This window comes from Nocardioides aurantiacus (assembly GCF_003752505.1).
GTDB lineage: Bacteria > Actinomycetota > Actinomycetes > Propionibacteriales > Nocardioidaceae > Marmoricola > Marmoricola aurantiacus.
Genome location: NZ_RKHO01000001.1, coordinates 837385 through 861572, shown reverse-complemented (window position 1 = coordinate 861572; position 24188 = coordinate 837385). Strand labels below are relative to the sequence as shown.

Annotated in this window: 18 protein-coding genes and 1 tRNA gene; 9 read left to right on the top strand and 10 right to left on the bottom strand. The window is 66.9% G+C overall.

Features of this window, described 5'->3' with window-relative positions:
* Positions 1–439: 439 nt before the first annotated feature.
* Positions 440–1632, top strand: a protein-coding gene (locus tag EDD33_RS04145) for an IS3 family transposase (RefSeq protein WP_123389226.1) whose coding sequence is annotated in 2 segments (ribosomal slippage) — positions 440–724 and positions 727–1632 — 1191 coding nt in all. Because the reading frame shifts where the segments join, the coding sequence is not laid out codon by codon here.
* Here EDD33_RS04145 and EDD33_RS19625 read toward each other — a convergent pair.
* The 6 genes from EDD33_RS19625 to EDD33_RS04120 form a co-directional block, all read right to left on the bottom strand.
* On the bottom strand, positions 1629–2306 hold the full coding sequence (locus tag EDD33_RS19625) for a hypothetical protein (protein ID WP_148076927.1): 678 nt from the start codon (positions 2304–2306) through the stop codon (positions 1629–1631). The genes EDD33_RS04145 and EDD33_RS19625 overlap by 4 nt on opposite strands.
* Entirely contained in the window at positions 2306–5011 is a 2706-nt protein-coding gene (locus EDD33_RS04140; protein WP_123389225.1) for a DUF3696 domain-containing protein, read from the bottom strand. Before EDD33_RS04140 ends, EDD33_RS19625 begins: the two co-directional genes overlap by 1 nt.
* Positions 5008–8142: a type I restriction endonuclease subunit R gene (locus EDD33_RS04135; protein ID WP_123389224.1), complete on the bottom strand. Its 3135-nt coding sequence runs from the start codon at positions 8140–8142 to the stop codon at positions 5008–5010. The genes EDD33_RS04140 and EDD33_RS04135 overlap by 4 nt, the downstream gene beginning before the upstream one ends.
* A 2-nt stretch (positions 8143–8144) precedes the next feature.
* Positions 8145–9452 (bottom strand): restriction endonuclease subunit S, encoded by a 1308-nt coding sequence (locus EDD33_RS04130; protein WP_211332406.1) that lies wholly within the window; start codon positions 9450–9452, stop codon positions 8145–8147.
* Positions 9449–11413 (bottom strand): type I restriction-modification system subunit M, encoded by a 1965-nt coding sequence (locus EDD33_RS04125; RefSeq protein ID WP_123389223.1) that lies wholly within the window; start codon positions 11411–11413, stop codon positions 9449–9451. The genes EDD33_RS04130 and EDD33_RS04125 overlap by 4 nt, the downstream gene beginning before the upstream one ends.
* A gap of 124 nt (positions 11414–11537) precedes the next feature.
* On the bottom strand, positions 11538–12077 hold the full coding sequence (locus tag EDD33_RS04120; protein WP_123389222.1) for a hypothetical protein: 540 nt from the start codon (positions 12075–12077) through the stop codon (positions 11538–11540).
* A 97-nt stretch (positions 12078–12174) separates the two neighbouring features.
* Between EDD33_RS04120 and EDD33_RS04115 the strand changes: the two genes are divergently transcribed.
* From EDD33_RS04115 to EDD33_RS04095, 5 genes are all read left to right on the top strand, one after another.
* Positions 12175–12600 carry a hypothetical protein gene (locus tag EDD33_RS04115; RefSeq protein ID WP_148076926.1) on the top strand — a complete coding sequence of 142 codons (426 nt, stop codon included), beginning with the start codon at positions 12175–12177 and terminating at the stop codon, positions 12598–12600.
* Between the two features lie 531 nt (positions 12601–13131).
* On the top strand, positions 13132–13350 hold the full coding sequence (locus EDD33_RS04110; RefSeq protein ID WP_123389220.1) for a hypothetical protein: 219 nt from the start codon (positions 13132–13134) through the stop codon (positions 13348–13350).
* A gap of 147 nt (positions 13351–13497) precedes the next feature.
* Positions 13498–14607, top strand: coding sequence for a hypothetical protein (locus EDD33_RS04105; protein WP_123389219.1), 1110 nt, complete (start codon positions 13498–13500; stop codon positions 14605–14607).
* Positions 14607–16220, top strand: coding sequence for a hypothetical protein (locus tag EDD33_RS04100; protein ID WP_123389218.1), 1614 nt, complete (start codon positions 14607–14609; stop codon positions 16218–16220). The genes EDD33_RS04105 and EDD33_RS04100 overlap by 1 nt, the downstream gene beginning before the upstream one ends.
* Before the next feature lie 220 nt (positions 16221–16440).
* Positions 16441–16513 (top strand) — tRNA-Arg (locus tag EDD33_RS04095).
* A 109-nt stretch (positions 16514–16622) separates the two neighbouring features.
* Here the strand turns inward: EDD33_RS04095 and EDD33_RS04090 are convergent.
* The 3 genes from EDD33_RS04090 to EDD33_RS04080 are packed head-to-tail and all read right to left on the bottom strand — an operon-like array spanning position 16623 to position 19503.
* A complete protein-coding gene (locus EDD33_RS04090) occupies positions 16623–17222 on the bottom strand; it encodes a LutC/YkgG family protein (protein ID WP_123389217.1) in 600 nt (199 codons plus the stop codon).
* Entirely contained in the window at positions 17219–18718 is a 1500-nt protein-coding gene (locus EDD33_RS04085) for a lactate utilization protein B (protein ID WP_211332405.1), read from the bottom strand. Before EDD33_RS04085 ends, EDD33_RS04090 begins: the two co-directional genes overlap by 4 nt.
* Positions 18715–19503: a (Fe-S)-binding protein gene (locus EDD33_RS04080; RefSeq protein WP_123389216.1), complete on the bottom strand. Its 789-nt coding sequence runs from the start codon at positions 19501–19503 to the stop codon at positions 18715–18717. Before EDD33_RS04080 ends, EDD33_RS04085 begins: the two co-directional genes overlap by 4 nt.
* 97 nt (positions 19504–19600) lie before the next feature.
* Between EDD33_RS04080 and efeU the strand changes: the two genes are divergently transcribed.
* The 3 genes from efeU to efeB are packed head-to-tail and all read left to right on the top strand — an operon-like array spanning position 19601 to position 22970.
* Positions 19601–20479 (top strand): iron uptake transporter permease EfeU, encoded by an 879-nt coding sequence (gene efeU, locus EDD33_RS04075; protein ID WP_123389215.1) that lies wholly within the window; start codon positions 19601–19603, stop codon positions 20477–20479.
* Between the two features lie 20 nt (positions 20480–20499).
* Positions 20500–21672, top strand: a complete 1173-nt coding sequence (gene efeO, locus EDD33_RS04070; RefSeq protein WP_123389214.1) for an iron uptake system protein EfeO — start codon at positions 20500–20502, stop codon at positions 21670–21672.
* Complete coding sequence (gene efeB, locus EDD33_RS04065) at positions 21669–22970, top strand: iron uptake transporter deferrochelatase/peroxidase subunit (RefSeq protein ID WP_123389213.1); 1302 nt, start codon at positions 21669–21671, stop codon at positions 22968–22970. Before efeO ends, efeB begins: the two co-directional genes overlap by 4 nt.
* Before the next feature lie 33 nt (positions 22971–23003).
* On the opposite strand, the gene EDD33_RS04060 is transcribed toward efeB, so the two are convergent.
* Complete coding sequence (locus tag EDD33_RS04060; protein WP_246003357.1) at positions 23004–24182, bottom strand: saccharopine dehydrogenase family protein; 1179 nt, start codon at positions 24180–24182, stop codon at positions 23004–23006.
* Between the last annotated feature and the right edge of the window lie 6 nt (positions 24183–24188).

The following is a 24188-nucleotide window of genomic DNA, read 5'->3' as shown; positions in this document are numbered from 1 at the left end:
ACTCGATGTTCGCCGTGCTCGGGCAGCCGCCAGCGACCCCGAAGCGTGAGCGGTTCGCTCATCAGATGGCCGGTGTCTGGCCGGGGTCAGCGGTGGCACTGTCGGTTGGCCGGGCGTCCGCCTTGCGAGCCGTGATGGCGAGTTCGAGGCCCATACCTAGCGTCAGAGCGAACCGGAGTCCGCGTGAGCCGCGAACATACGACCGGTTCCGCGCTGCTCGCGGGTAGAAGTGCGGTACCGGGAGTTCGGCCTTGGCTGTGTTCATAGTCGGATTATTGAAACGGCAGCGTCTTGTCCGGGCATGTTTTCTGTAGTGCGTTCTTCGGTGCGCAGGTCGCCGAGTGCTCCCGACTGCCAGTGGTAGGACCACGGGTCTGCTGCACGGATAGGTGACATCTGATCTGCGTCGATGTGTGTCGGCGCTGGAAGGATGTGCACTATGCCGAAGGCGTTCCCCAGAGAGTTCCGCGAGGACGTGATCCGGGTCTACCGGGACTCGGATGCGTCGCTGGCCCAGGTCGCCAAGGACTTCGGCATCTCGCCGTCGTGCCTGAAGCGCTGGGTCACGATCGATGACAAGAAGTCTGCCCGCCCATCCTCAGCCGGCCGAGCGCCCGTGGAGTCCGACGCGCTGCGCGAAGCGAACAAGCGAATCAGGCTCCTCGAGCAAGAGAACGAGGTTCTGCGCCGCGCCGCTGCGTATCTCTCTCAGGCCAACCTGCCGGGAAAATGATGTACCCGCTCGTCCGCGAGCTGGCCGCCGATGGGGTCCCCGTCGCGGTGACGTGCCGGGTGCTGAAGATCGCTCGCCAGCCCTACTACCGCTGGCTGGTCAATCCGGTCACCGATGCCGAGCTGACCGCGGCCTACCGGGCGAACGCGTTGTTCGACGCCCACCGCGACGACCCCGAGTTCGGCTACCGGTTCCTCCTCGACGAAGCCCGCGGCGCAGGTGAGCCGATGGCCGAGCGGACCGCGTGGCGGATCTGCTCCGACCTCGGTTGGTGGTCGGCGTTCGGGAAGAAGCGCGGCAGGAACGGGAAGAAGCCGGGCCCGCCGGTGCACGACGACCGCTGCGCCGTGGTCGACGACCAAGGCAGGATCCGCCACGAGTTCACCGCCACCGGCCCGAACGAGCTGTGGCTGGCCGACATCACCGAGCACTGGACCGGGGAGGGCAAGCTCTACGTCTGCGCGATCAAGGACGTCTGCTCCAACCGCATCGTCGGCTACTCGATCGACTCACGGATGAAGTCCCGGCTCGCGGTCGCTGCGCTGAACGACGCAGTCGCTCGCCGCGGCAAGGTGGCCGGTTGTGTCCTGCACACCGACCGAGGATCGCAATTTCGAAGCCGCAAGTTCGTCCACGCGCTCAACCGCCACGACATGGTCGGCTCGATGGGCCGCGTCGGCGCAGCCGGCGACAACGCAGCCATGGAGAGCTTCTTCTCGCTGCTGCAGAAGAACGTCCTCGACCGCCACCCCTGGGCCACCCGTGAAGAGCTGAGGATCGCGATCGTCAGGTGGATCGAGAGGACCTACCACCGGCGCCGGAGACAGGCTGCTCTCGGGCGATTGACCCCGGTCGAATACGAGCTGATCATGACTCCAACCGCCACCCAGGCGGCCTAACCAAAACTGTCACCCGTTCGTGCAGCAGACCCTTCACCGCCTAGGGGCTCTGTGACGGACCCGTGGTGGATTTCGCTGAGTCGCTTGAAGAGGTACCCGTCGAGGAGCGTGGCCGTGTGAGCGTCGGTGGCTACGGGCTCTAGGACCGACTTCCAGAACTTCTTGCGGCTGCTGCCGTGCGCTGCGACGGGGTGCTGTTGAAGAAGTTGTAGGCGGGCCAGAGCGGGGGCGTCTGGCGCGGCGGCTGGAACGGCAAGGTCGGGGTTCAACGTCGGGTCGCTGAGGATGCCGGTGTTGGCGGGCACGCCTAATGAGAGGCATGCGCTGTCGGCGATGACTGCGACGTCGGTTTGTCCTCCCCACTGTGCACGTACGCCGTCCAAGGTGGTGACGCTGGCGAGCGTGGCTGGCCCGGGAGGGTCAGTGAAAACCACCCGGCCCGATTGTCTGAGTTGCATTAAGGCTGCCGTCCAGCGTGTCCGGGCTCCAGGTGGCATGCCTTCGGTGGTCTTGATGGCCCGCACGAATTCCAGTGCTTCACCTTGGCTTGTGAACACGAGCCGTCCATGTGCGAGGAGCATCTCGATGAGCGTGCCGTGCAACGCGTTGGCAACCGGCGGCGGCAGTGTGCCGAGGTCGAGCGAGTTGGACGCAACGGCAACACGGGCGTACATCAGAACTCACCGAACAGTTCGTCAAGACGCTCGTCGAAGAACCCGTCAGGCCACTCGTCGAGGAACTCGCCCTCATCGCTCAGGCGGAGGGGTTTCACCGTGGTGTCCCCTTGGGGTCCTTGGTCTACGTAGACGACGGACACGTTGCGTGGGTCGAGGCTGCCCTCTCGGATGCGTCGCTGCACCCTCAACATGAGGTGCTCACTGTGGGTTTCGACGATGAGTTGGTTGCCCTGGCCGCCTTCTTGGGTGGTGTCGATGAAGAGGTCTGCCAGCCGTGCCTGTAGGCGCGGGTGCAGGTGGGTTTCGGGTTGCTCGATAGCGACCACGCTGTCGCGGCGGGAGAGGACTTCCACGACGATGGGAAGGACTTGGCTGATCCCGAACCCAACGTCGGCGGGCGTGACGTTGACGCCACTCCGGCTGTCGAACAGCGAGATGGCAACGAGGTCGCCGATCAGGTGGGAGGAGTTGCCTGCGTTCACCGGGACCACGTCGAGCGTGTAGGGCACTTCTAGCCGTTTGAGCCACTCGTTGACTTGTGTGACGACGGTGGTGTGGTCAAACAGGTAGATGGCTACGTGGCGACCGTCGCCGGGTGTGGAACTGGTGTCGGCGCGGTCGTAGACGCGCTGCGGCGCTGAACGCAGCGGCCCAAGCCAGACGAGGCTGTCGAGGAGTTGGGCCACCTCAGCGGAGACGCCTCCGGCGAGTTTGGCTGTCCGGTTGACGTAGGAGTCAACGATGCCCTGCTCGTGGTTCGAGATGCCTGACCGTGAGGGGCGAAGTAATACTTCACTGGTGGGCAGGATGCCGTTGGCGCGGACGTCGATGGTCTCGATGCCGTCGCGTTCAAGGATTCGCAGAGTGCGCTTGGCGTTCTGCTGGCGTCCCTTGTGCCGTCGGGCTTGCTCTGCGTCATCACCGTCTTGATAGTGGCGAGCATCGAATGGATAGAGCAGGGTGCCGCTTGCAACGCCCTTGACTACCTCGTCCAGTTCCGCGCGGCTTAGGGCGAAGTCGGTAGCCCCGGGGTCTTTTCGGAAGACCAGGCGGTATTCACCGAACTGAATGGCTACCTGAGTGACCGCGCCCTGACCTGTGCCGTTGCTCTCGAAGGTCCATCCCACCTGTCGTGTGAGGCTGGGATCCGGAGTGCCTCGTTCTGGGATCCACGTCGGGAGCGTGCCGTAGGTGAAAGCCACCGTCACCGGGTCATCACCATGTCGGTGAACAAGGCCTCGGAATCCGCCTACGTTGAGCAGCGAGCCTTGCGTGACAAGAGCGTCGGAGGCAAGGGATTGCTTCAACAACAGGAGTGACTGCACAAGAGTTGACTTACCGGCCGAGTTTGCGCCGTACACCAGCGTGAGTGGGGCGAGTGGCACCTGAGTCGGTGCCCCGAAAGCCTTGAAGTTGCTGAGTTCAATCTGCGTGAGAAGCGTGCGGTCAGGGGCAGGGTGGGTGACTTGCTCCTCTGGCGGCTCATCCAAGTACAGGCCGGGGTTCAGCCCTCGGTCGAGCCGGAGTTCGTTCGTCCCGACGCTACGTGCAACGTGCGAGGGAGCGGCCACGGTGCCGGTCCTACGGAACTCGGTGACGATGTCAACGAGTGCGCCAATGGTGTTGGGAGTGATCTCGACTCGGCCATCGTCAGTCGTCTGCATCAACGTCTGAGCGTCGATCAGGGCCAACGAACTTGCTGTGTTGCGGGTCGTAGGTTCGCGGAACAGCCACAAGGCCGTGGCAATGCTGGTGTGACGGAAGACGCCGGTCGGTAACGAAATGATTGCTTCGATGGCTCCTCTGCGGAGCAGGTACTCGTAGTTCTCGCGGTTGCGGGGGACAAGGCTGCTGCCTGAGAGGACAAGCGCCGCACGACCGTCCGGCTTGAGGGCGTCAAGCGCCAGCAGGACCCATGGCATGTCGCCCTTAGGTGCTGAAGCCTTACCTGACAGCGCCCCACCTGCCAAGGTTCGGATGGTGTCACGTTGCGGGTCGGTGAACGTGAGCCCCCACGGGGGCTGAGCGAGCACTACATCTGCAAGTCCGGTTTGCGGTTCGTTGAAGGCGTCGGCACACCACACGCCGAATCCACTGCCGGTTTCGACGCCATGAATCATGAGGCGCATCGACGCGCGTCGGGCGACCCGCTGGTTGATGTCGAACCCGGACACGCTGACGTTCGGTTGGACTCGGGCAGCCGTCAGCAACCCGGTCCCGTTACCGCACACTGGATCGAGGACGGAGTCACCCGGACGCACGGTTAGCGCTGCCATTAGGTCCGCAAGGGACCGTGGTGTGTCTGACTCTCCCGATTGTTTTCCCAACCGCGAGAGGTGTTCGAGTGTCTCGTCGAACGCGTCGGCAATCTGTTCCCGTTGCTCTGCAATGTCGAGGGACCACGGGATCGAGTCGTCAATGGTGTGCAGGATGGAGCGCAGGGTCTGCCGGTAGGCGTCAGCATCGTCAAGCCGCGAGTCGCTGGACGTCTCTCGAAAGATGTCCAGCCGCGCGAACCGGTGAGCCAGGTCGTCGTCGTTGCTAGATGCGCCTAGTTCTCGCCAGCGACTTTCCCCGTCGGCCTGCGTCGTGAGCCAGCGAACGAACAGTGCGTGCAGCACGAGGTCGACGCCCCGCTCGACCCCCACGCCTCGGGTTGCGTTCATCAAAGCCCAACTCAGGTTCTTGCCGTCGGCGCTCATGCGGGTTGCTCCTCGGCCTTGATGTTTTCGTGGACGAGTTCTCCGAGGAGATGCACGAGTGCGACCTTGATCTTGTCCTCGGTGAAGAAGATGTCGGCCATCTTGTTGTGGCTGGTCTGGTTCCCCAGGACGGCTTCGACGACGGCGTCGTTGAGGTCAGGTGACTCCATGAACTGCTTCTTGGAGTTGTTGGTTGCTTGGGTCTGGATGGTGTCGTCGTCCATGAGGACGGTGACGACCCCTTCGACCCAGGAGCGTTGCTCAGCGACGGTGAAGTCTTCCCCGGCGAACAGGTCGTTGACCTTGGCGAGGATTGCTTCGAGACGAACCATGTTGGGGTCGCGCGACTGCCCGGAGCCGGTGGCCGTAATGGGCTTGAGGCCCTTGGCTTCCCCGGTGCCGAGGTCGAGGCTGCGGTCGGCGGTGCGGGTCTGCTTGATGTGGGTCAGTTCGACGGTGGAGAAGTCGACTTCTTGGTTGCGGTTCTTGGCGGTGATCTGGCGGGCGAGGAACCGCAGGTAGAGGGATCGCTTCTCTAGGTCGGTGTCCTGGTAGTTGACGATCTGGGAAAGGAAGTCGTAAAGCCGGATGAAGGAACCGACGTCTTTTCGGAACACGTCCAGGTCGTCGACCGTGGCCTTGTCGTCGGCCGCGACGGCGACGTTGTAGCGGTCGTTGAAGCGGTCCTTGGCGGCCTTCAACGGCGCTTGGATGGCGGAGTTCCCCTTGCCTCCCACGTACGCCTCAGCGAACGCGTCGACCTCAGCGGTCGTGTAGATGCCAGCGTTGTCTAACTTCGCTTGGAGGTCGTGCACGAGGTCGGGGTCGGTTTCGCCTTCGAGGGTGGCGGTCTCGTAGTAGACCTTGAAGTCGGCAAGGATCTCGTCGGGGTCGTTGACGAAGTCAAGGACGTAGGTGGTGTCCTTCCCGCCCGCCGCGTAGGTGCGGTTGAGCCGAGAGAGCGTCTGGACGGTGGTGACGCCAGAGAGGCGCTTGTCGACGTACATGGCGCAGAGCAGGGGCTGGTCGAACCCGGTCTGGAACTTGTTTGCGACCAGCATGATCTGGAACTCATCTGTGGCGAACGCCTTCGGGAGCGACCGGCCCTTGAGTTGCGTGTTGAGGTTGCCCTCGGTGTACGGGGGCTCGACGCCGGGGAACGTGACACCGTCGACCTCGATGGAGCCAGAGAACGCGATGAGGGTGGCGATGTCGGTGTAGCCGCGCTTCTTGATGTAGGCGTCGATGGCTTCCTTGTAGCGGACGGCTGCCTCACGCGACGAGGTGACGACCATGGCTTTGGCGTGCCCGTCGATGAGGTGACGCACGTTGGTGCGGTAGTGCTCGACGATGATTTGGACCTTCTGGGCGACGTTTGTGGGGTGTAAGGACACCCACTTCATGAGGCCCTTGGTCGCTTCGACCTCATCCACGACCTTGACCTCGGACAACTTTGTTTTCCCGGTGGCGGCGGTGGCCTTGGCCTTTTCGGCGATCCGGAATGCGGTGTCGTAGGTGGTGTAGTTCTGGAGGACGTCGAGGATGAACCCTTCCTCGATGGCCTGGCGCATCGTGTATTCGTGGAAGGCGCGCGGGATGCCGTTGGGGTCCCTGCGTCCGAACAGTTCCATCGTCTTCGGCTTGGGTGTGGCGGTGAACGCGAAGAACGACAGGTTCGGCGAGTCGGCCCGATCCTCCATCTCGGCGGCGAGCAGAGCCTCGGTGTCGATCTCCCCACCGTCTTTGAGTTCGGCCTCTTCCTCATCAGTGAGCACCTTGCGCAACTGCTGACTGGTGCGTCCGGTCTGTGAGGAGTGCGCTTCGTCGGCGATGATGGCGAACTTCTTGTGCGCCAGCCCCTTGTTGGCGGCGATCTCTGCCATCGCGAACGGGAACGTCTGCATCGTTACGATGATGATCAACTTGCCGTTCACCAACTGCTGGGCGAGCAGCCCGGACTTTGACGTCTGCCCCGACTTGCGCGCCTCGTCGATGTTGATCTTCGCGACCGTGCCTGCAGTGCCTTCGATCTGCTTGATGGCGGCCTGTAACTGGTCGTCGAGCACGGTGCGGTCGGTGACGACGATGACGGAGTCGAAGACCTTCTCGTTGTTCTCGTCGTGCAAGGTTGAGAGACCGTGCGCGGTCCAGGAGATGCTGTTGGTCTTGCCGGATCCTGCTGAGTGTGCGCCGAGGTAGTGGTGACCTGGTCCTTCGGCCTGGACGGTGTCGAGCAGGTTGGTGACCAACTCCCACTGATGGAAGCGCGGGAACAGCAGCGTCGTCTTCTTTGACTTCGCCCCGGTGATCGGGTCGATGTCGTCCTTGATTTCGACGTGCAGGAACTTCCCGATGATGTTGAGCCAGGCGTCGCGATCGAGTACCCGCTCCCACATGTAGGAGGTAGACGACGTACCGGGGACGACCGGGTTACCGGCTCCCCCATCGCGACCCATGTTGAACGGCAAGAAGTGCGTCTCCTGGCCCGCCAATTTGGTGGTCATGTAGACCTCGTCGTTCGACATCGCGAAGTGCACCAGCGCCCGCGAGCCAAACTGCAGCAGAGGTTCGCCCTTGACTGGGCGGTCGTCTCGATACTGCTTCTTCGCGTCCTCGACCGTCTGCATGGTGTCGGTCTTCAACTCGATCGTCCCCACGGGAAGACCGTTGACGAAGAAGACCAAGTCGATGGACTCGGCAGGGCGCTGCTTCGAGTAATGCACCTGACGCATCACTCGCAGACGCACCTTGCCGTACCGCTCCAGCGTCGCCTTGTTCAACGAGGTGGCGGGCTTGAACTCGCACATCCGGAACTTGGCAGGCGTCTTCTTGAACCCCTTACGCAGCACGTTCAACGTGCCACCACCAGACTCAAGAGGTGCGTCGAGCGCCTTCACCAGCCTGTCGAGGAACAGGTCCTTCGACTTCCTCGTGTCAGCGCTAGACGCACCCGGCTTGACGACCTTCGCCAACTCTTCCGGCTGCGTGTCCTCCAGCCAACCGAACACGTCCTCGGGGAACAGCGCACGGACCTTGTCGTACCCCTCACCGTTCTTCGAGTACAACCACCCGTGGGTCGCGAGGTACTCGCACAACTCTTGCTCGAACACGCTTTCGTGCTCCTGCGCCATGATCAGGCCACCTCCCCAGAGACATCGATCTGACCCGTCACCGCAGCCGCGATGAGCGCCGATCGACGCTCCTTCGCCACAGCAACCATCCCCTCGGCCTCACTGATCAGGCCATCAATCTTCGCTGTCTGCTCATCGAGGTACGAGGCGATCCCGACCTGCTCGTCACGAGGCGGCAAGGCAACGCGCATTTGGGACAGGTGCGAGGGGCCGAAGTGCTGAATTGTCGAACCCGTCTTTAGCGCCTCGACCTGTTCAAGAAATTCGCTTGAAACCACAAACCAGCGAATGAAGTCTTCCGACATTGCGCCCGGAGTGAACTTGATGATTCCGGTGTATGGGACTGCTCCCACCACGTCGTCGCTGTCCACCTTTGAGACAGTGCCCATGCTCGCGCTCGCACTAATCAACAGATCGCCACGGTCAACACGGAAATGGGACCACTTTTGGGCGACCATGTCGGGGTCGAGATGGTTGCAACCCTCCAGCGTTGCCACGGCGGTCCTTACCCCGCTGATGCGCAGTAGTGGCACACCTGCGTCCCGGAAGTCTGCTGCCAAGATCCCCGGCCCCTCCTGGTACCTCAGCGTGTAGCGCAGGGGCAACACGGGCCAGTGAGATGGGACCTCCCACGCCGTTTCTCCTACTGCCACCTTCTTCACCGGCGCGGCGCGGTCCAGGCCGGACACCACGGCATGAGAGATGAGCGCCCTCCGCCGTTCGCGCGAGACCGTAAGCAAACCCTCCTGCTCCGCAATAAGCGCGTCGATCTTCGAAGTCTCTCGGTCAAGATATGCGGAAATGGAACGCTGCTCATCCTCCGACGGAAGCAGCACCGGCATTCGAGCCACGTCGGAAAGTTTGATGGACTGGCGAACCCCACCACCGAAGGCGTAGAAGACTTTCGAAGCATCGTAAGCCCTCATGAGGTAGTTCGCGTATCGAGGCTCAATGCCCGTGGGGGTCGCGACGCCGTACGCGGAGGTGATGATGCCCCGCTCATTTGATATCGCGGTTCGGAGACTGCGCTGATCATTTTGTAGGTCTGTAAACCGGAAGACCAAATCTCCAGGCTCGACGATCTGATAGGTCCCAAAAGACTCGGGGAGAAGCCCCCCAAGCGAGTCGATGTCTTTGCGAACAATGCGACCGAAACTCAACGAAAGGAGATTGGCCTCGACCATCCCTGCATTAGAGCGCTTGCACTCCCGCATCACGGTGAAGAATGGGACCGTCCCCCACGCTGCTGGGATCCGATTCACCCAAGGCACGTCGCTCATCCGGTATCTGTCGTACGTCCGGAGCGTCATGCCTCAACCTCGCGCAGCATGTCGAGGACCCGCGCGACCCGGTCCTCAAGATCGGCATCAATCTCTTCCAGCGTTCGCGGCGGCTGAAATTTGTAGAAGATCCGCGTGAAAGGAATCTCGTAACCGACTTTGCTCTTCGAGGCGTCTACCCATGCGTCTGGGACATGCGGCAACAACTCCGCTTCCAAGTAAGACGCGATAGTGGTGTCGCGACCGTGCACTCCGTCGGCATTACCGTCATAAGTGAATGGGACGTTCTCGGTGTCGCGGAGTGCGGGGTCGGGCTCGGGGTTGCCGTTCTTGTCGCAGCAAACATCGGCGTTGTCGTCGTGCACACCGAGAGCAAGCCACAGCGTCTTCCGCTGCGGGGTAGTCAGGACGACACCATGCTGACGAAGAAGCGGGTTCAGATCCCTCAGGAACTCCTCACGGTTCGTGTAGGTCTCAGCGCCGAACGATTCGAGGGTCTCGCGAAGACGTGCGTGGTCCACGGCCTTGAGCGCCTTGACAGCGAGGGCTGCTTCAATCCGTTCAGTGGTGCAGGCGAAGTTGAGGCGGAGGGGTCGCTCGACGGTAATGGTCCAGTAGCCGAACTGATCGTTGGTGAGGGTGTTGGACCGCTTGTCCTCGGCTAGTTCGTCGTAGAGCCAGAGGATGGTTTCGCGGCCTTCGTCGGTCAGTTCGCGGTTTTTGGAGCCGAGGCTCTTGCGCATCTTTGCGTACATGCTGGTGCCGTCGATGAGTTGCACCTTGCCGACGCGTTCGGGCTGCTTGGTGTTGTCGAGGAGCCAGATGTAGGTGGCGATGCCGGTGTTGTAGAACATGTTGGTCGGTAGGGCGACGATGGCTTCGACGAGGTCGTTTTCGAGCAGGTAGCGACGGATCTCACTGGGCCCGGATCCGGCTCCGCCGGAGAAGAGCGGGGAGCCGTTGAGGACGATGGCTGCTCTGCCTCCGCCGTCTTCGACGGGGCGCATCTTGGTGGCGAGATGTTGCAGGAAGAGCATCTGGCCGTCGCTGATGGGTGGCAGTCCGCCGGGGAAGCGGGAGTAGGAGCCGCCGTGGTTGTACTCGGCGAGGACGGCTTCCTGGGATGACTTCCAGTCGACGCCGTAGGGCGGGTTGGAGAGGCAGTAGTCAAAGGTGCGCCCGGCGAACAGGTCGTCGGCGAGGGTGTCGCCTCGCTTGATGTTCCCGGCGTCTTGGCCCTTGGCGATCATGTCGCTCTTGCAGATGGCGTAGGACTGGTCGTTGATTTCTTGCCCGTAGAGGTTGAGGCGGGCGTCGGGGTTGCGTGACTTGAGGTGTTCGTCGGCGACGGAGAGCATGCCGCCGGTGCCTGCGGTGGGGTCGTAGACGGACCGGACGACGCCCTTCTCAGTGAGGGCGTCGGAGTCTTCGGCGAATACGAGGTCGACGGCTAGGCGGATGGCGTCACGTGGGGTGAAGTGTTCACCGGCGGTCTCGTTGGAGGCTTCGGCGAACTTGCGGATGAGTTCTTCGAAGAGGTCGCCCATTTCGGCGTTGGAGACCACGTCGGGGTGGAGGTCGATGTCGGCGAACTGCTGGACGACGATGAGGAGTCGGTTGTTTTCGTCGAGGGTGGCGATCTCGTTCTCGAACTTGAACCGTTCGAACACGTCGACGTTGGCGGAGAACTTCGAGATGTAGTCGATGAGATTGTTGCGGAGCCCGTCGGGGTCTTTCTTGAGCCGGGTCAGGTCGTAGGCGGACGTGTTGTGGAAGTGGAGCCCGAATTGACGGCGCACCTTCACGTCCAGGATCTCGGGCCGGGGCTCGGTTTCGGCTAGGGCACGGACTTGCTCGCGGGTGGGTTCGAGGATGCAGTCCAGACGCCTCAGGATCGTCATCGGGAGCACGACGTTGCCGTACTGGCTGGGCCGGTACACACCCCGCAACTGATCGGCGATGCCCCACACGAAGTTGCCGAGGTTGCTCACTACTGGTGTCTCCCTTTGCTCGAATGACTTGTTACTCGTATCGGCAGGCGTCGGCTACTGCTGCACCCGCAGCGGCCTGATGGAACGCCGTGGCGCTCCCAAGGTGCTGGCGGACACGTGTTGGTCAGAATTCGCAGTCACAATCGTGGATCTGAACCTTGAGTGACGCAGCACGGGCCTCGACCTGGGCGGTGGCAGGTTCGGGGTTGTAGGTCTCGGGATGCATCCCGTCGAGGGTCATCGCGCCGATGAGCGTCTCGGTTTCAAGGGGCGACTCGGCTACGAGCAGGGTCTGGATGAGGAGAGGGCGCGGCATCTTAGCGTCAAGGAGTTCGTGCAGCCGGTCACTATCAAAATCCGGTCCCCACAGGTTGGTCTTGGCGCGGCGGTCCTCATTGAGCACGAACGCCTGGTGGGGCGTGAAGCCGTGCTGCATGTAGAGGTGGGCAACCGATGCATCGAGTTCATGCCAGATGGCGTCGAGGCTGTCGACGACGCTGTAACCGTAATCGGCAAGGGAGCCGCTTCGGTCGTCGGCGATGAGGCGGAACGCTTCGCTCCCATTCCAGATGCATTCGAGGGCTTCTACGTCGTCGAAGGTGACGCCGATGCGATGCAGCCGCGCACTGTGGGACTCGATGACGTCATCGGGCGTCTCTGGCACGGTTCCTCCCGAGGGGTAGCCAAATGCGTGGAGCCTGGGGGTCCGAGTGCTCCTGGAACGGCAACGTATACGGCGCGTCAACTCATAGGATTCGCCCGTGGCCTCCCAACCTCGTGACTGGTGCAGCCCCAAAACATCGTTCGGTCGACGCGACGTCAACGAGCGCGTGTGGTTGCCGCCGGACCCGAACGGGGAGCCGTTGGCGGTGTCGAAGTTCCGCGCTGCGGTGATGCAGAACGCGATTGTTCTGGCGGTGCGGGAGCACAAGACCCTGCAAGGTCTCCCGCAAGAAGGGTTGGCGCGTAGGGACCTTCGCTCGGACTCGACGAACATGTGGAACGCACGTCTGTGCGGGCGCGCGAATCTGACGGCGCAGGACATCGTGACGCTGATGATGGTGCTGCCGGGCGCGATGCCGACCGAGGAGTCCATTCGGTTCTTCATCGAGGTCGCTGAGGGCACCAAGGCGCGACCGAAGTTCTGGGATTTCCCGGACACGAGCGCACCGGCCACGCGGACGTAACCGTCCCCACCTCGGCCTGGCGGCCCTGCCCATTCCGGCGGCGTTCGCGCAGGTCAACCCGTCTTAACCTAGGGCGAGGACTGCGTACGGCGGGAGTCAGCCCCGCAAAATCCACGGGGGTGAAATCGTCCTCGGTCGGATCCAAGGGGGCTTTTTCCGCGCTTATTTGGACGGTTCGTAGACCCCAGATTGGGCGTCATGAACACCTCCTTCAACCGGCTCGCCGAAGCCGCCGCCTGCTTCACGAGCCGCGTTCTCGGACTCCTGTCGGCACCCGCCGCTACAACAACGACGACGGACTCCGGTCGCCGACTGAACGGGACGGCACAGGCCGGGCTCGTCCACCTCAACGCTGTTCGCACAAGTGTTCGACACGTCCGGGTCCCGGGTGGTAGGACGTCCGTATGCGTTTCATGCGGTCGCGGCTCAGAGGGAGCGCCGGAGAACCCGGCACTCCTGACGCCCACGACCCCGGAACGCCTGTGCCCTAACACGAGGCAGCACTGGGTCGATGTCACCCAGGAGCACCACATGCCCGAGCACACCCAGACGGGCCGCGCGTCGCTGCGGCTCGTCGACCCCGACGAACCGGTCGCCACCGACCCGTTCGCGCTAGCCGTCCCCCGCTACCGCACCCCGGGGCCGCTGAGCCGCCCCGTACTAGTGCGCACCTACCCGGCTTCGGCTGTGCCGCCGCCGGACCAGGTCGCCGGGTCCGAGCAGACCCCGCCGCGCGAGAAGCCTTCGTGAGCGGACGCACGCGCCCGCCGCCGCTGCCTTAGCAGCCACCGCTCACCCCCTCAGCCCCTCTTCTCCGCACACCCGCGTCGCCGACCGCCCGCTTGTGGCCGTCACCGCCGCCGGGTCTGCTCGCCTACCCCGAAAGCGAAAACCGTCATGCCCACGTCCAACCCCCAGCAGTACGTCCGCCGCTCCTCGAACCGTCGCCGTGTCGGGCTCCCCGGCCCCTACGACGCGTTCACGCTCGCCCCCGGTCTCACCGCCCCCGGTGACGTCCCGCTCGCTGAAGCCCTCACCCTCGTCATGACGGCCTGGGTCAAGGAGTCGGTCCCCGTCGGCTTCACCGCACCCACCCTGCGGCGCTACGAGCACAACCTGACCAGGTTCGTCGCCTACACGACCGCCATGGGCTACCAGACCCTCGGCGACATCGACCCGACCATCTGCGCCGACTGGGTCCACGCTCGCCCCAGCGGCAAGATGTGGCCGTCGAACACCACCGGGCTGCCCGCCTACGGCACCCAGGCCAACCGGCGCACCTCCCTCATCAACTTCTTTGCGACCTGCCACCACCTCGGCTTGTGGGATGAGAACCCCGGCGAGAAGGTCACCACTCACGGACGCTCCGTGAACCGCGTTCGCCCCCTCAGCCCCGCCGAAGCGCAACGCGTCATGGACCGCGCCGCCTACCGGGCACGCGAGTCGAAACTGCCCGCCGTCGTCGCTCTTGCCATGGCCGGGGCCACCGTCACCGAAATCCCCCAGGTCGAAGTCAACGACGTCCACCTCACCGAAGGCGTGGTCTGGCTCCCCGGGCTGGGTCGCCGCAACCTGCCCCGCTGGGTTGCCCTCGACGCGTGGCAGACCGACGCGCTCACCGCCCGCATCACCTACCTGACCCGCAGCCACGGGAGCGACCTGTCAGGGCTCTCCCTCGCACGTCGTGACCGGGTGGCCGACCAGGACCCCACAAAGGTCGCCATGGCGACCAACGGCATGTTGTGGCGCGCCCTGAACAAGGCCGGACTCACCCCCGACGACGGCGTCCGTCCCACCTCCATCCATGAGTACGTCGCCAACCGCGTCTACATCGAGACCGGCTCAGTCGAGGCCGTCGCCGTCACCTGCGGGCTGCGGTCCCTCGACGCCGCCGCCCGGCTCCTCACCACGAACTGGCGCACCAACCACGAAGTCACTGCACCGGTTGCTGCCACCCGCACCGACCGCTACAACATCGTGAGCACGGCCCCGGACGGGGTGCTCTGATGGGCAAGGCACGACGCATCCGCGAGGACGCTGCCCGCATCGACCGGCTCGTGCGTCGCTACAAGCAGACCCAGTCCCGGAAGGCTCTCGTCGCCATCCTCGACGAGACCGTCGCTGAGCAGCGCGCCCGCCGACTCGGCGACCTCGGCAAACTGCTCGCCGCAGCCACCGACCCCTGGCTCCTCAAGCGCGCCGCCGCCCTCGACACCAAGAAGGTCCGCACCCCCGGACGGCCCACCGCCTACCCCAACTGGGCGCTCCTGCTGTTCGGGCAAGCCATCGACATCTACGGCTCCGCGCTCTACACAGACATCAACCTTGGCGACCCCAACATCTGGGCACTCGTCACCGCCGCCGTCCGCGACGTCCACGGCGACCACATCGCTGACGCCCTGCCCGCCATCGGCCCATCGGTCAACCACTGGAACCACTTCCAGAAAAAGAGCAAGCAGTACGGCTGGGTGGACAAACTCCGCAACGCACACCGGCGGGCCGCCGCCGAGCAGGCCGTCGCCATGGGCATGTACGAGCCCGGCAACGCCTTCCAGGTTGCCAAGCCCACCCGCGAGGTCGTCGTCACCCTCGACGGCAAGGTCTCCACCTCGCCCTCGAAGTACAAGCCCGGTACCGAGTACGTCAACAAGGTCACCGGCGAGATCAAGATTCGCCGCGCCGACCCCAACACCGACCTCTGGCCCGAAGCCGGAAGCCCGGCCATCCCCGAAGGCTCCACCGCCGAACAGATCGCCAAGTACCGGGGCGACAAGACACACCGCTACGAATGGGGCGTCAAGGGCACCTACGCCTGGGCCCGCCTCATCCAGTCCGGCACCCGCATCTGCCTCGACGTAGAAACCATGACCCCCGACGAGCACGACGAAGGCCGCGCCATCGTCGACATCGTCAACTCCCTCGCTGACCTGCTCCCTGGCCTGCAGACAGTCGTCGTCGACGGCATCCTCCACCACAAGCACATCGACCCCCTGATGCGGCGCGGCCTCATGGTCGTCAACAAGCCCACCCAGGGAGCCCGTAACGGGCGCTCAAGCGTCAAGGTCGGCGACCGCTACGAGAAGTCCCACCACGTCGGAACCTACGAGAAGACCGGCAGGCACGGCACCTGCCGCCACCGCCTCTACGGCATCGGCGGAGCCGTCTACCAACTCACCGCCGACGACCAGGGCAACCAGACCCACACCCTGCTCAACCAGCGCACCATCCGCCGCCCCGGCGCAAAGAACGAGTTCAACTGGTACCGCCTCATCGACATCGACTGCCGCCGCTGTGGCGGCGTCAAGGGCCACTCCGTGCCCCTCGTCGCCCAGGCCGACGACGGCTTCCTCCGCTCCGAGTACCTGCGCCAAATGGCTATCACCGACACCAACTTCGCCACGTCCTGCGGCTTCCGCCCCGACGCCGAATCAGGCAACAACGGCATCGAACAAGCCTGGTACCTCAAGCGCATGCCCGCGTACGGACACCACAACCAGTCCCTCCGCATGCTCCTGCACGCAGCCCAGATCAACGCCGAGGCATGGCACATCCACAACGGACGCCTCGCCCACCACGACCTGCTCCCCGACCCCGAACCCCCGAAGCAGGTCGCCGCCTAGAACACAACCGGCACCCCAACAGAACAGCACCACCCTCACACCCCGCTGGCCTCAGCCAGCGGGGCAAGAGTGCTGCCCAAACACAACCCACCCGACTACCGCCACAAGCCGCGCCGCCGCCGTCACCAGGCGCGGAAGGTCAGATACACCCCGTCAAACCGCCGTGACAAGATACGGCCCGACGTGCCGCGAGTTTTCAACACGAGACTGCACACGTCCCGCCCCAGTAGCTCAGTGGATAGAGCAGCCGCCTCCTAAGCGAAAGGTCGCCAGTTCGACTCTGGCCTGGGGCACCCGACCGACCGCAGCGCCCGGACCGGCCCCCTCGGGTCCGCTCCGAGGAGACGTCCGCGTTGCTGGAACGCTCCAGCAACGCTCGGCACCCTGGGGGTCAGGTGTGCCTCAGCCCACCACGACCACGTGCAGCTGCCGGGGGCCGTGGACGCCCTCGACGCGGTCGAGCTCGATGTCGCTGGTGGCCGAGGGACCACTGATCCACGTGTGGGGCCGCGTCGGGTCGAGCCGGGCGACCGCGTCCTGGACGTCGGCGACGACCTGGTCCGCGCGCACCACGCACACGTGCAGGTCGGGCACGAGCGTGACCGCGCGGCGCCCCTGCCCGGGGCCGTGGTCGAGGACGATCGTGCCGGTCTCGGCGATGCCGACCGTCGCCGTCGTGACCACGCCGTCGAGCCGGTCCAGGTCGGTGGCGGCGAGGCCGTCGTCGACGACGGCGCCGGGCAGCGTGAGATCGGCGAGGTCGAGGAGCTCGAGCAGGCCGTCGGGAACCACGACCCGCCGCTCGCCCACGACGTCGGCCAGCCGGGCCGGGAGCTCGGCGGCCGTGCAGCGCTCGACCACCGCGCGGTAGTCCGCGACTCGCTCGACGAACAGGTCGACGTCGCCCGGGCGGCTCTGCGACGCGGGCCGCTCGAGCACGGGCGCGACCGCGGTCGCGGTGGCCTCGCGGACCCGGGCCAGGATGTCGTCGCGGGCGCTCATCGACGCGCCTCGTCCGTGGGACCGGTCCCGCTGCTTGTGCCGGTGCCGGTGCCGCCCGTGCGCTTCCACCAGGCCCGGAAGGACTCGGCCGGCGCGGTCGGGAGGTCGCGGGCGCCGGACCAGGCCGAGGCGAGGCCCAGCCGGCCGGCGACGCGGGTGCCGATGCCGGTGAAGCGCTCGGCCAGGCGCAACCGCCGCGAGGAACCGAAGGTCGCGCCGGCCCCCTTCATCGCGACCGCCTCCACGGAGGGACGCCCGCCGCGGTGGGCGTCGACGACCTGGGCCCGCAGGTCGACCAGGACCGAGGGGATGTCGATCTTGACCGGGCACACCTCGTAGCAGGCGCCGCAGAGCGAGGAGGCGTACGGCAGCGAGTCGGTCTGCTCGTCGACGCCGACGCCCTTCATCAGCGGGTTGAGGATGGCGCCGATCGGGCCCGGGTAGACCGAGCCGTAGGCGTGGCCACCGGTGCGCTCGTAGACCGGGCAGACGTTGAGGCACGCCGAGCAGCGGATGCAGCGCAGCGCCTGACGGCCCACCTCGTCGGCGAGCGCGCGGGTGCGGCCGTTGTCGAGCAGCACGACGTGCAGCTCCTGCGGGCCGTCGCCGGGACTGACGCCGGTCCAGGTCGAGGTGTAGGGGTTCATCCGCTCCCCCGTGCTCGACCGGGGCAGCAGCCGCAGGAAGACGTCGAGGTCCTCGAAGGTCGGGACCACCTTCTCGATGCCGACGACCGAGACGAGCACGTCGGGCAGCGTCAGGCACATCCGGCCGTTGCCCTCGGACTCGACCACGACGAGCGTGCCGGTCTCGGCCACCGCGAAGTTGGCGCCGGAGACGGCCATCTTCGCCCGGAGGAACTTCTCGCGCAGGTGCAGCCGCGCGGCTCCGGCGAGCTCGGCCGGCTCCTGGCTCAGGTCGTCGGGGGCAGGACGCCCGGCGCCGGCCATCTTGTCGAGGAAGATCTGGCGGATCTCGGAGCGGTTGCGGTGGATCGCGGGCACCAGGATGTGGGAGGGCAGGTCGTCGCCGAGCTGCACGATCAGCTCGGCGAGGTCGGTCTCCCAGGCGGCGATGCCCTCGGCGGCCAGGGCCTCGTTGAGCCCGATCTCCGCCGTGGCCATCGACTTGACCTTGACCACCTCGTCGAGCCCGTGGCTGCGGGCGACGTCGGCGACCACGCGGCACGCCTCCTCGGCGTCGCGGGCCCAGTGCACGGTGGCACCGGCGGCGGTGAGCCGCTCCTCCAGGGTGACCAGGTGGGTCTCGAGGTCGGCGAGGGTGGCGTCCTTGAGCGCCGCGCCCCGGGTGCGCAGCTCCTCCCAGTCGTCGACCTCGGCGACCACGCGGGCCCGCTTGTCGCGGATGGTGTGGGTGGCGTGCTCCAGGTTGTGCCGCAGCTGGCTGTCGGCGAGCGCGGCACGGGCGGCGACCGGGAAGGCCGGCATCCCGACGAACGTCGCGGCGCTGGTCATGGGGTCGGGGGCGAGCGTCATACCGGCTCCTCCGTGTGCTTCGGGGCGGAGCCGGCGCCCGATCCCTCGACCGCCAGCCCCTCGGTGCTGGCGAGGACCTCCGCCAGGTGCATCGTGCGTACGCCGGCCCGCTGGCGACCCAGCATGCCGCCGACGTGCATCAAGCAGCTCGCGTCGCCCGCGACCAGCACCTGGGCGCCGGTGTCACGGACGTGGCGGGCCTTGTCGGCACCCATCGCGATCGAGGTGTCGGAGTTCTTGACCGCGAAGGTGCCGCCGAAGCCGCAGCACTCGGTCGCGCCCGGGAGCTCGCGCAGGTCGATGTCGCGCACCTCCCGCAGCAGCTGCAGCGGGCGGTCGCCGACGCCGAGCATCCGCAGCGAGTGGCAGGTCGGGTGGTAGGTGACGGCGTGCGGGAACGACGCCCCCACGTCGGTCACCCCGAGCACGTCGACGAGGAACTCGCTGAGCTCGTGGGTGCGGGGACCGGTGACGGCGACCGCGTCGGCGAGGCCCTCGTCGCCGGCCCGCCGGGCCACCATCGCGTGCTGGTGGCGTGCCGCCCCGGCGCACGACCCGCTCGGGGTGACGATCGCGTCGTACCCCTCGAAGGCACGGACGAAGGAGCGCACCGCCGGCACCGCCTCGTCGAGGTAGCCGGAGTTGATCATCGGCTGGCCGCAGCAGGTCTGCGCCTCCGGGAAGTCGACCTCCACCCCGAGCCGCCGGAGCAGCCTCACGGTCGCCTTGCCGACGTCGGGGAACAGCGCGTCCCCCAGACAGGTCACCTGCAGTGCCACCTTCACCCCCCGACCCTACGTCCCACGTGACGGGGCCCACGGTTGTCGGTGCCGGACGGCGGGTCTATCGTGATTAGGCAAGCCTTACCTGTCAGGAGCCGTGATGTCGTCCTTCCCCCTCGGCAACTACCTCATCGGCCTCCGCGAAGGCCTCGAGGCCAGCCTGGTCGTCGTCATCCTCGTCGCCTACCTGGTCAAGTCGGGCCGGCGTCACCTGCTGCCCCGCATCTGGGTCGGCGTCGCCCTCGCCGTCGCGCTCTCGGCCGCCTTCGGCGCGCTGCTCACCTTCGGCCCCCGCCGGCTCACCTTCGAGGCCCAGGAGGCGCTCGGCGGCATCCTGTCGATCGTCGCCGTCGGCTTCGTGACCTGGATGGTCTTCTGGATGGCCCGCCACGCGCGGGCGCTGAGCGGCGAGCTGCGCGGGCGCATCGACGCCGCCGCCGAGGCCGGGCGCGCCAGCCTGGCGCTCGTCGCCTTCCTCGCCGTCGGTCGCGAGGGCCTGGAGACCGCGCTGTTCCTCTGGTCGGCCACGCAGGCGACCGGCTCCGGCGGGTCGCAGCTGGTGCCGCTGCTGGGCGCCCTGCTCGGCATCCTCACCGCCGTCGCGATGGGCTACGCCTTCTACAAGGGCGTGCTCAAGATCGACCTGTCGCGCTTCTTCACCTGGACCGGGGCGATCCTCATCGTCGTCGCGGCCGGCGTCCTGGCCTACGGCGTCCACGACCTGCAGGAGGCTCGCATCCTCCCCGGCCTGAACAGCCTGGCCTTCGACGTCAGCGACACCATCGAGCCCGCCTCGGTGCTCGGCACCGTCCTCAAGGGCACGCTGAACTTCTCCCCCGCCACCACCTGGCTCGAGGCCGTCGTGTGGGTGGCCTACGTCGTCCCGACCATGACGGTGTTCCTGCTGCGGGCGCGTCGCCCCCGCAGCACCGGCACCGCCACCACCGCGCCCACGCCGGCCCCGGCGCGGGCCGCCTGAGCAGAGAGACCCTCCTTCCCGTGAAGCTCGTCCCCGCCGCTGCCGCCTGCGCCGCGCTCCTGATCGGCACCACCGGCTGCTCCCTGACCGAGTCCAACGACCCCGAGGCCTCGGGGTCGCAGGGCTCGGGCACGATCACCGTGGACTCCAGCGCCGACGCCTGCGACCTGACCACCACCGAGGCGCCCTCGGGCAACCTGGTCTTCGACGTCAAGAACTCCGGCGACCAGGTCACCGAGTTCTACTTCTACGCCGAGGACGGCCTGCGCATCGTCGGCGAGATCGAGAACGTCGGCCCCGGCCTGTCGCGCGACCTCGTGGTGCGCGCCGCTCCGGGCACGTACGTCGCCTCGTGCCGTCCCGGCATGAGCGGCAAGGGCATCCGCTCGGACTTCACCGTCACCGACTCCGGCGAGGACACCAAGATCACCGGCGTCGAGCAGGCCGACATCGACGCGGCCACGACGCAGTACGCCGCCTACGTCAAGGACCAGTCCTCGCAGCTGGTCGACGAGACCACCGCCTTCGTCACGGCGTACGCCGCGGGGCAGGACGAGCGGGCCCGCGAGCTCTACCCCGAGGCCCGCACCTACTGGGAGCGGATCGAGACCGTGGCCGAGTCCTTCGGCGACCTCGACCCCAAGATGGACCTCCGCGAGGCCGACCTCTCCCCCGGCCAGGAGTGGACCGGCTGGCACCGCATCGAGAAGGACCTCTGGCCGCCGGCGTCGGGCTACACCGCGCTCAGCACGGCCGACCGCGAGAAGTACGGCCAGGACCTGCTGGAGAACACCAAGACCCTCGACAGCCGCGTCCAGGACCTCGACTACACCGTCGACCAGATCGGCAACGGCTCCAAGGGCCTGCTCGACGAGGTCGCGAGCGGCAAGATCACCGGCGAGGAGGACATCTGGTCGCACACCGACCTCTACGACTTCCAGGCCAACGTCGACGGCGCCCGTGTGGCCTACGAGGGCCTCAAGCCCCTCCTCGACGTCAAGGACCCGGCCCTGTCGCAGAAGATCCAGTCGGCCTTCCGCGACCTGCAGACCTCGCTCGACCAGTACCGCCAGGGCAAGGACGACTTCGTCTCCTACGACACCGTCACCGAGGCGCAGCGCAAGGAGCTCTCCGACCGGGTCAACGCCCTCGCCGAGCCGCTCTCCAAGCTCACCGGAGCCATCACGCTGTGACCGAGCCCGCCTCCGCGCCCGACGCCGCGTCCCCGACCGCCCCCTCCGGCGTCAGCCGGCGACGCCTCCTCGGCGCCGCCGGTGCCGGTGCGCTCGCCGTGGGCGCGGCCGGGGTCGGCGGGTACGCCGTGGGGCACGCGGCCGAGGACCCGGGCGAGCCCGGCCAGTCGAGCTACGCCTTCGGCGGCCGGCACCAGGCCGGGATCGTCACCCCCGCCCAGGACCGGCTCCACTTCGCCGCCTTCGACGTCACCTCGGAGTCGCGCGACGACCTGATCCTGCTGCTGCGGGCGTGGACGGCGGCCGCCCGGGCGATGACCTCGGGCCGCCCGGTGGGCGAGGGCGTCCCCACGTCGTACGACGCGCCGCCGGACGACACCGGCGAGGCCCTCGACCTCGACGCCTCCGGTCTGACGCTCACCTTCGGCTTCGGCCCGACGCTGTTCGAGCGGGACGGCAAGCCCCGCTTCGGGCTCGGGGGCAAGCAGCCGGCGGCGCTGCGCGAGCTGCCGCACTTCCCGGCCGACAAGCTCGACCCGGCCCGCAGCAACGGCGACCTGTGCGTCCAGGCCTGCGCCCACGACCCGCAGGTGGCCGTGCACGCCATCCGCAACCTCTCGCGGATCGCCTTCGGCACCGCCGCGATGCGCTGGGCCCAGCTCGGCTTCGGCCGCACCTCCTCCACCTCGACGGCGCAGGCCACGCCGCGCAACCTGTTCGGCTTCAAGGACGGCACCGCCAACCTGAAGTCGCAGGACCGCGAGGGCGTCGAGGAGTTCGTGTGGGTGGGCGAGGGCGACGACCCGCGTGCCGACTGGCTGGCCGGCGGCACCTACCTGGTGGCCCGCCGCATCAACATGCAGATCGAGACCTGGGACCGCAGCAGCCTGCGCGAGCAGGAGGCACTGGTGGGGCGCGACCGCGAGGAGGGCGCTCCGCTCTCGGGCGGCACCGAGTTCACCGAGCCCGACTTCGACCTGCAGGGCCGCGAGGGCCCGCTCGTCGGCCTGAACTCCCACGTCCGACTGGCGCACCCGAGCCAGAACAAGGGCGTGAAGATGCTGCGCCGCGGCTACAACTTCACCGACGGCAGCAACGCGCTGGGCCGCCTCGACGCCGGCCTGTTCTTCGTGGCCTTCGTCCGCGACCCGGACGTGCACTACATCCCGATGCAGACCCGGCTCTCGGCGCAGGACGGCCTGATGGAGTACCTCCAGCACACCGGCTCGGGCCTGTGGGCGGTGCCTCCCGGCGTACGCCGCAGGACGGGGTTCGTCGGCGACACGCTCTTCGCCTGAGCCACCGGAGCCGGGCGGTCCACCTGCGGACCCTCAGACGACCTCGAACCGCATCCCCGCCGCCTGCAGCCGCGGCACCAGGTGGGCCGCCATGGCTTGGGCGGTGGTGACCTGGCCGGCGGTGGTCGGGTTGTCGTCCAGCAGCAGGCACAGCGCCGACTCGGCGAGCATCTTGGCGGTCTCGGTGTAGCCCGGGTCGCCCCCGGAGACCCGCGTGTGCACGGTGCGCCCGGCGCTCTCGCCGACGAAGTCGACGGTGAACCACGACGTCGACCGGCGCTGCTCCGAGGGGCCCTGGCCCTGCGGCACCCGCTTGAGCAGCTGGGCTCGCAGCGGCCCCACCTGGGCGGCGGCGGCCAGCGCGCCGACACCGACGACCGCACCGGCCGTGTAGCGCAGCGTCTTCAGGCCGGCGTAGTGGCTGTAGCGGAAGTCCGGGCCGTACGACGCCAGCGCGGCACCGGACCGCGCGACCACGAACGGGTCGATCGTCGGCAGCGGCAGCAGCCAGCGACCCAGCACCCGGTCGCGGTGGGGCTTGCCGGACACCGCGCGGGAGCGACGTCCCTCCGGGCGCTGCTCGCGGGCACGCCGCTCCTTCATCGCGCTGCGCATCCCGCCGGCGTTGCTCATGGCGCCGAGCGCGGAGTGGAAGGTGCCGCCCGAGAAGGTGCCGGCGGCACGGACGACGCCGCGGACCGTGATCGGGTCGGTGTCGCCGAGCTGCTGCACGGTGAACCACGCACCCAGGTCGTGCGGGATCGAGTCGAAGCCGCAGGCGTGGACCAGCCGGGCACCGGAGGCGACGGCGGTCTCGTGGTGCGCGAGGTAGGCCCGGTCGACGAACTCCGGCTCGCCGGTGAGGTCGAGGTAGTCGGTGCCGGCGGCGGCGCACGCGGCGACCAGCGGCATCCCGTGGGCCAGGTAGGGGCCGACCGTCGTGACGACGGCGCGGGTGGACTCCGCCAGGGTGCGCAGCGAGGCCTCGTCGCTGCTGTCGGCCTGCAGCAGCGGGAGGTCGGCCAGCGCGGGGTCGATCTCCGCGAGCCGGCCGCGCACCGCCTCGAGCCTGGCCCGGTTGCGCCCGGCCAGGGCCCAGCGCAGGCCCGCCGGGGCGTGCTCGGCGAGGTAGGCCGCGGTCAGCTCGCCGGTGAATCCGGTCGCGCCGAGCAGGACCAGGTCGTGCTCGCGTTCGGGGGTGTTCTCGGGCACCGGGGG

Coding starts and splice junctions, on each gene's coding strand:
- EDD33_RS04105 (WP_123389219.1), top strand. CDS start 13,498: ATGCCCACGTCCAACCCCCAGCAGTACGTCCGCCGCTCCTCGAACCGT.
- EDD33_RS19625 (WP_148076927.1), bottom strand. CDS start 2,306: ATGTACGCCCGTGTTGCCGTTGCGTCCAACTCGCTCGACCTCGGCACA.
- EDD33_RS04110 (WP_123389220.1), top strand. CDS start 13,132: ATGCCCGAGCACACCCAGACGGGCCGCGCGTCGCTGCGGCTCGTCGAC.
- EDD33_RS04100 (WP_123389218.1), top strand. CDS start 14,607: ATGGGCAAGGCACGACGCATCCGCGAGGACGCTGCCCGCATCGACCGG.
- efeU (WP_123389215.1), top strand. CDS start 19,601: ATGTCGTCCTTCCCCCTCGGCAACTACCTCATCGGCCTCCGCGAAGGC.
- EDD33_RS04090 (WP_123389217.1), bottom strand. CDS start 17,222: ATGAGCGCCCGCGACGACATCCTGGCCCGGGTCCGCGAGGCCACCGCG.
- EDD33_RS04135 (WP_123389224.1), bottom strand. CDS start 8,142: ATGGCGCAGGAGCACGAAAGCGTGTTCGAGCAAGAGTTGTGCGAGTAC.
- EDD33_RS04130 (WP_211332406.1), bottom strand. CDS start 9,452: ATGACGCTCCGGACGTACGACAGATACCGGATGAGCGACGTGCCTTGG.
- EDD33_RS04140 (WP_123389225.1), bottom strand. CDS start 5,011: ATGAGCGCCGACGGCAAGAACCTGAGTTGGGCTTTGATGAACGCAACC.
- EDD33_RS04085 (WP_211332405.1), bottom strand. CDS start 18,718: ATGACGCTCGCCCCCGACCCCATGACCAGCGCCGCGACGTTCGTCGGG.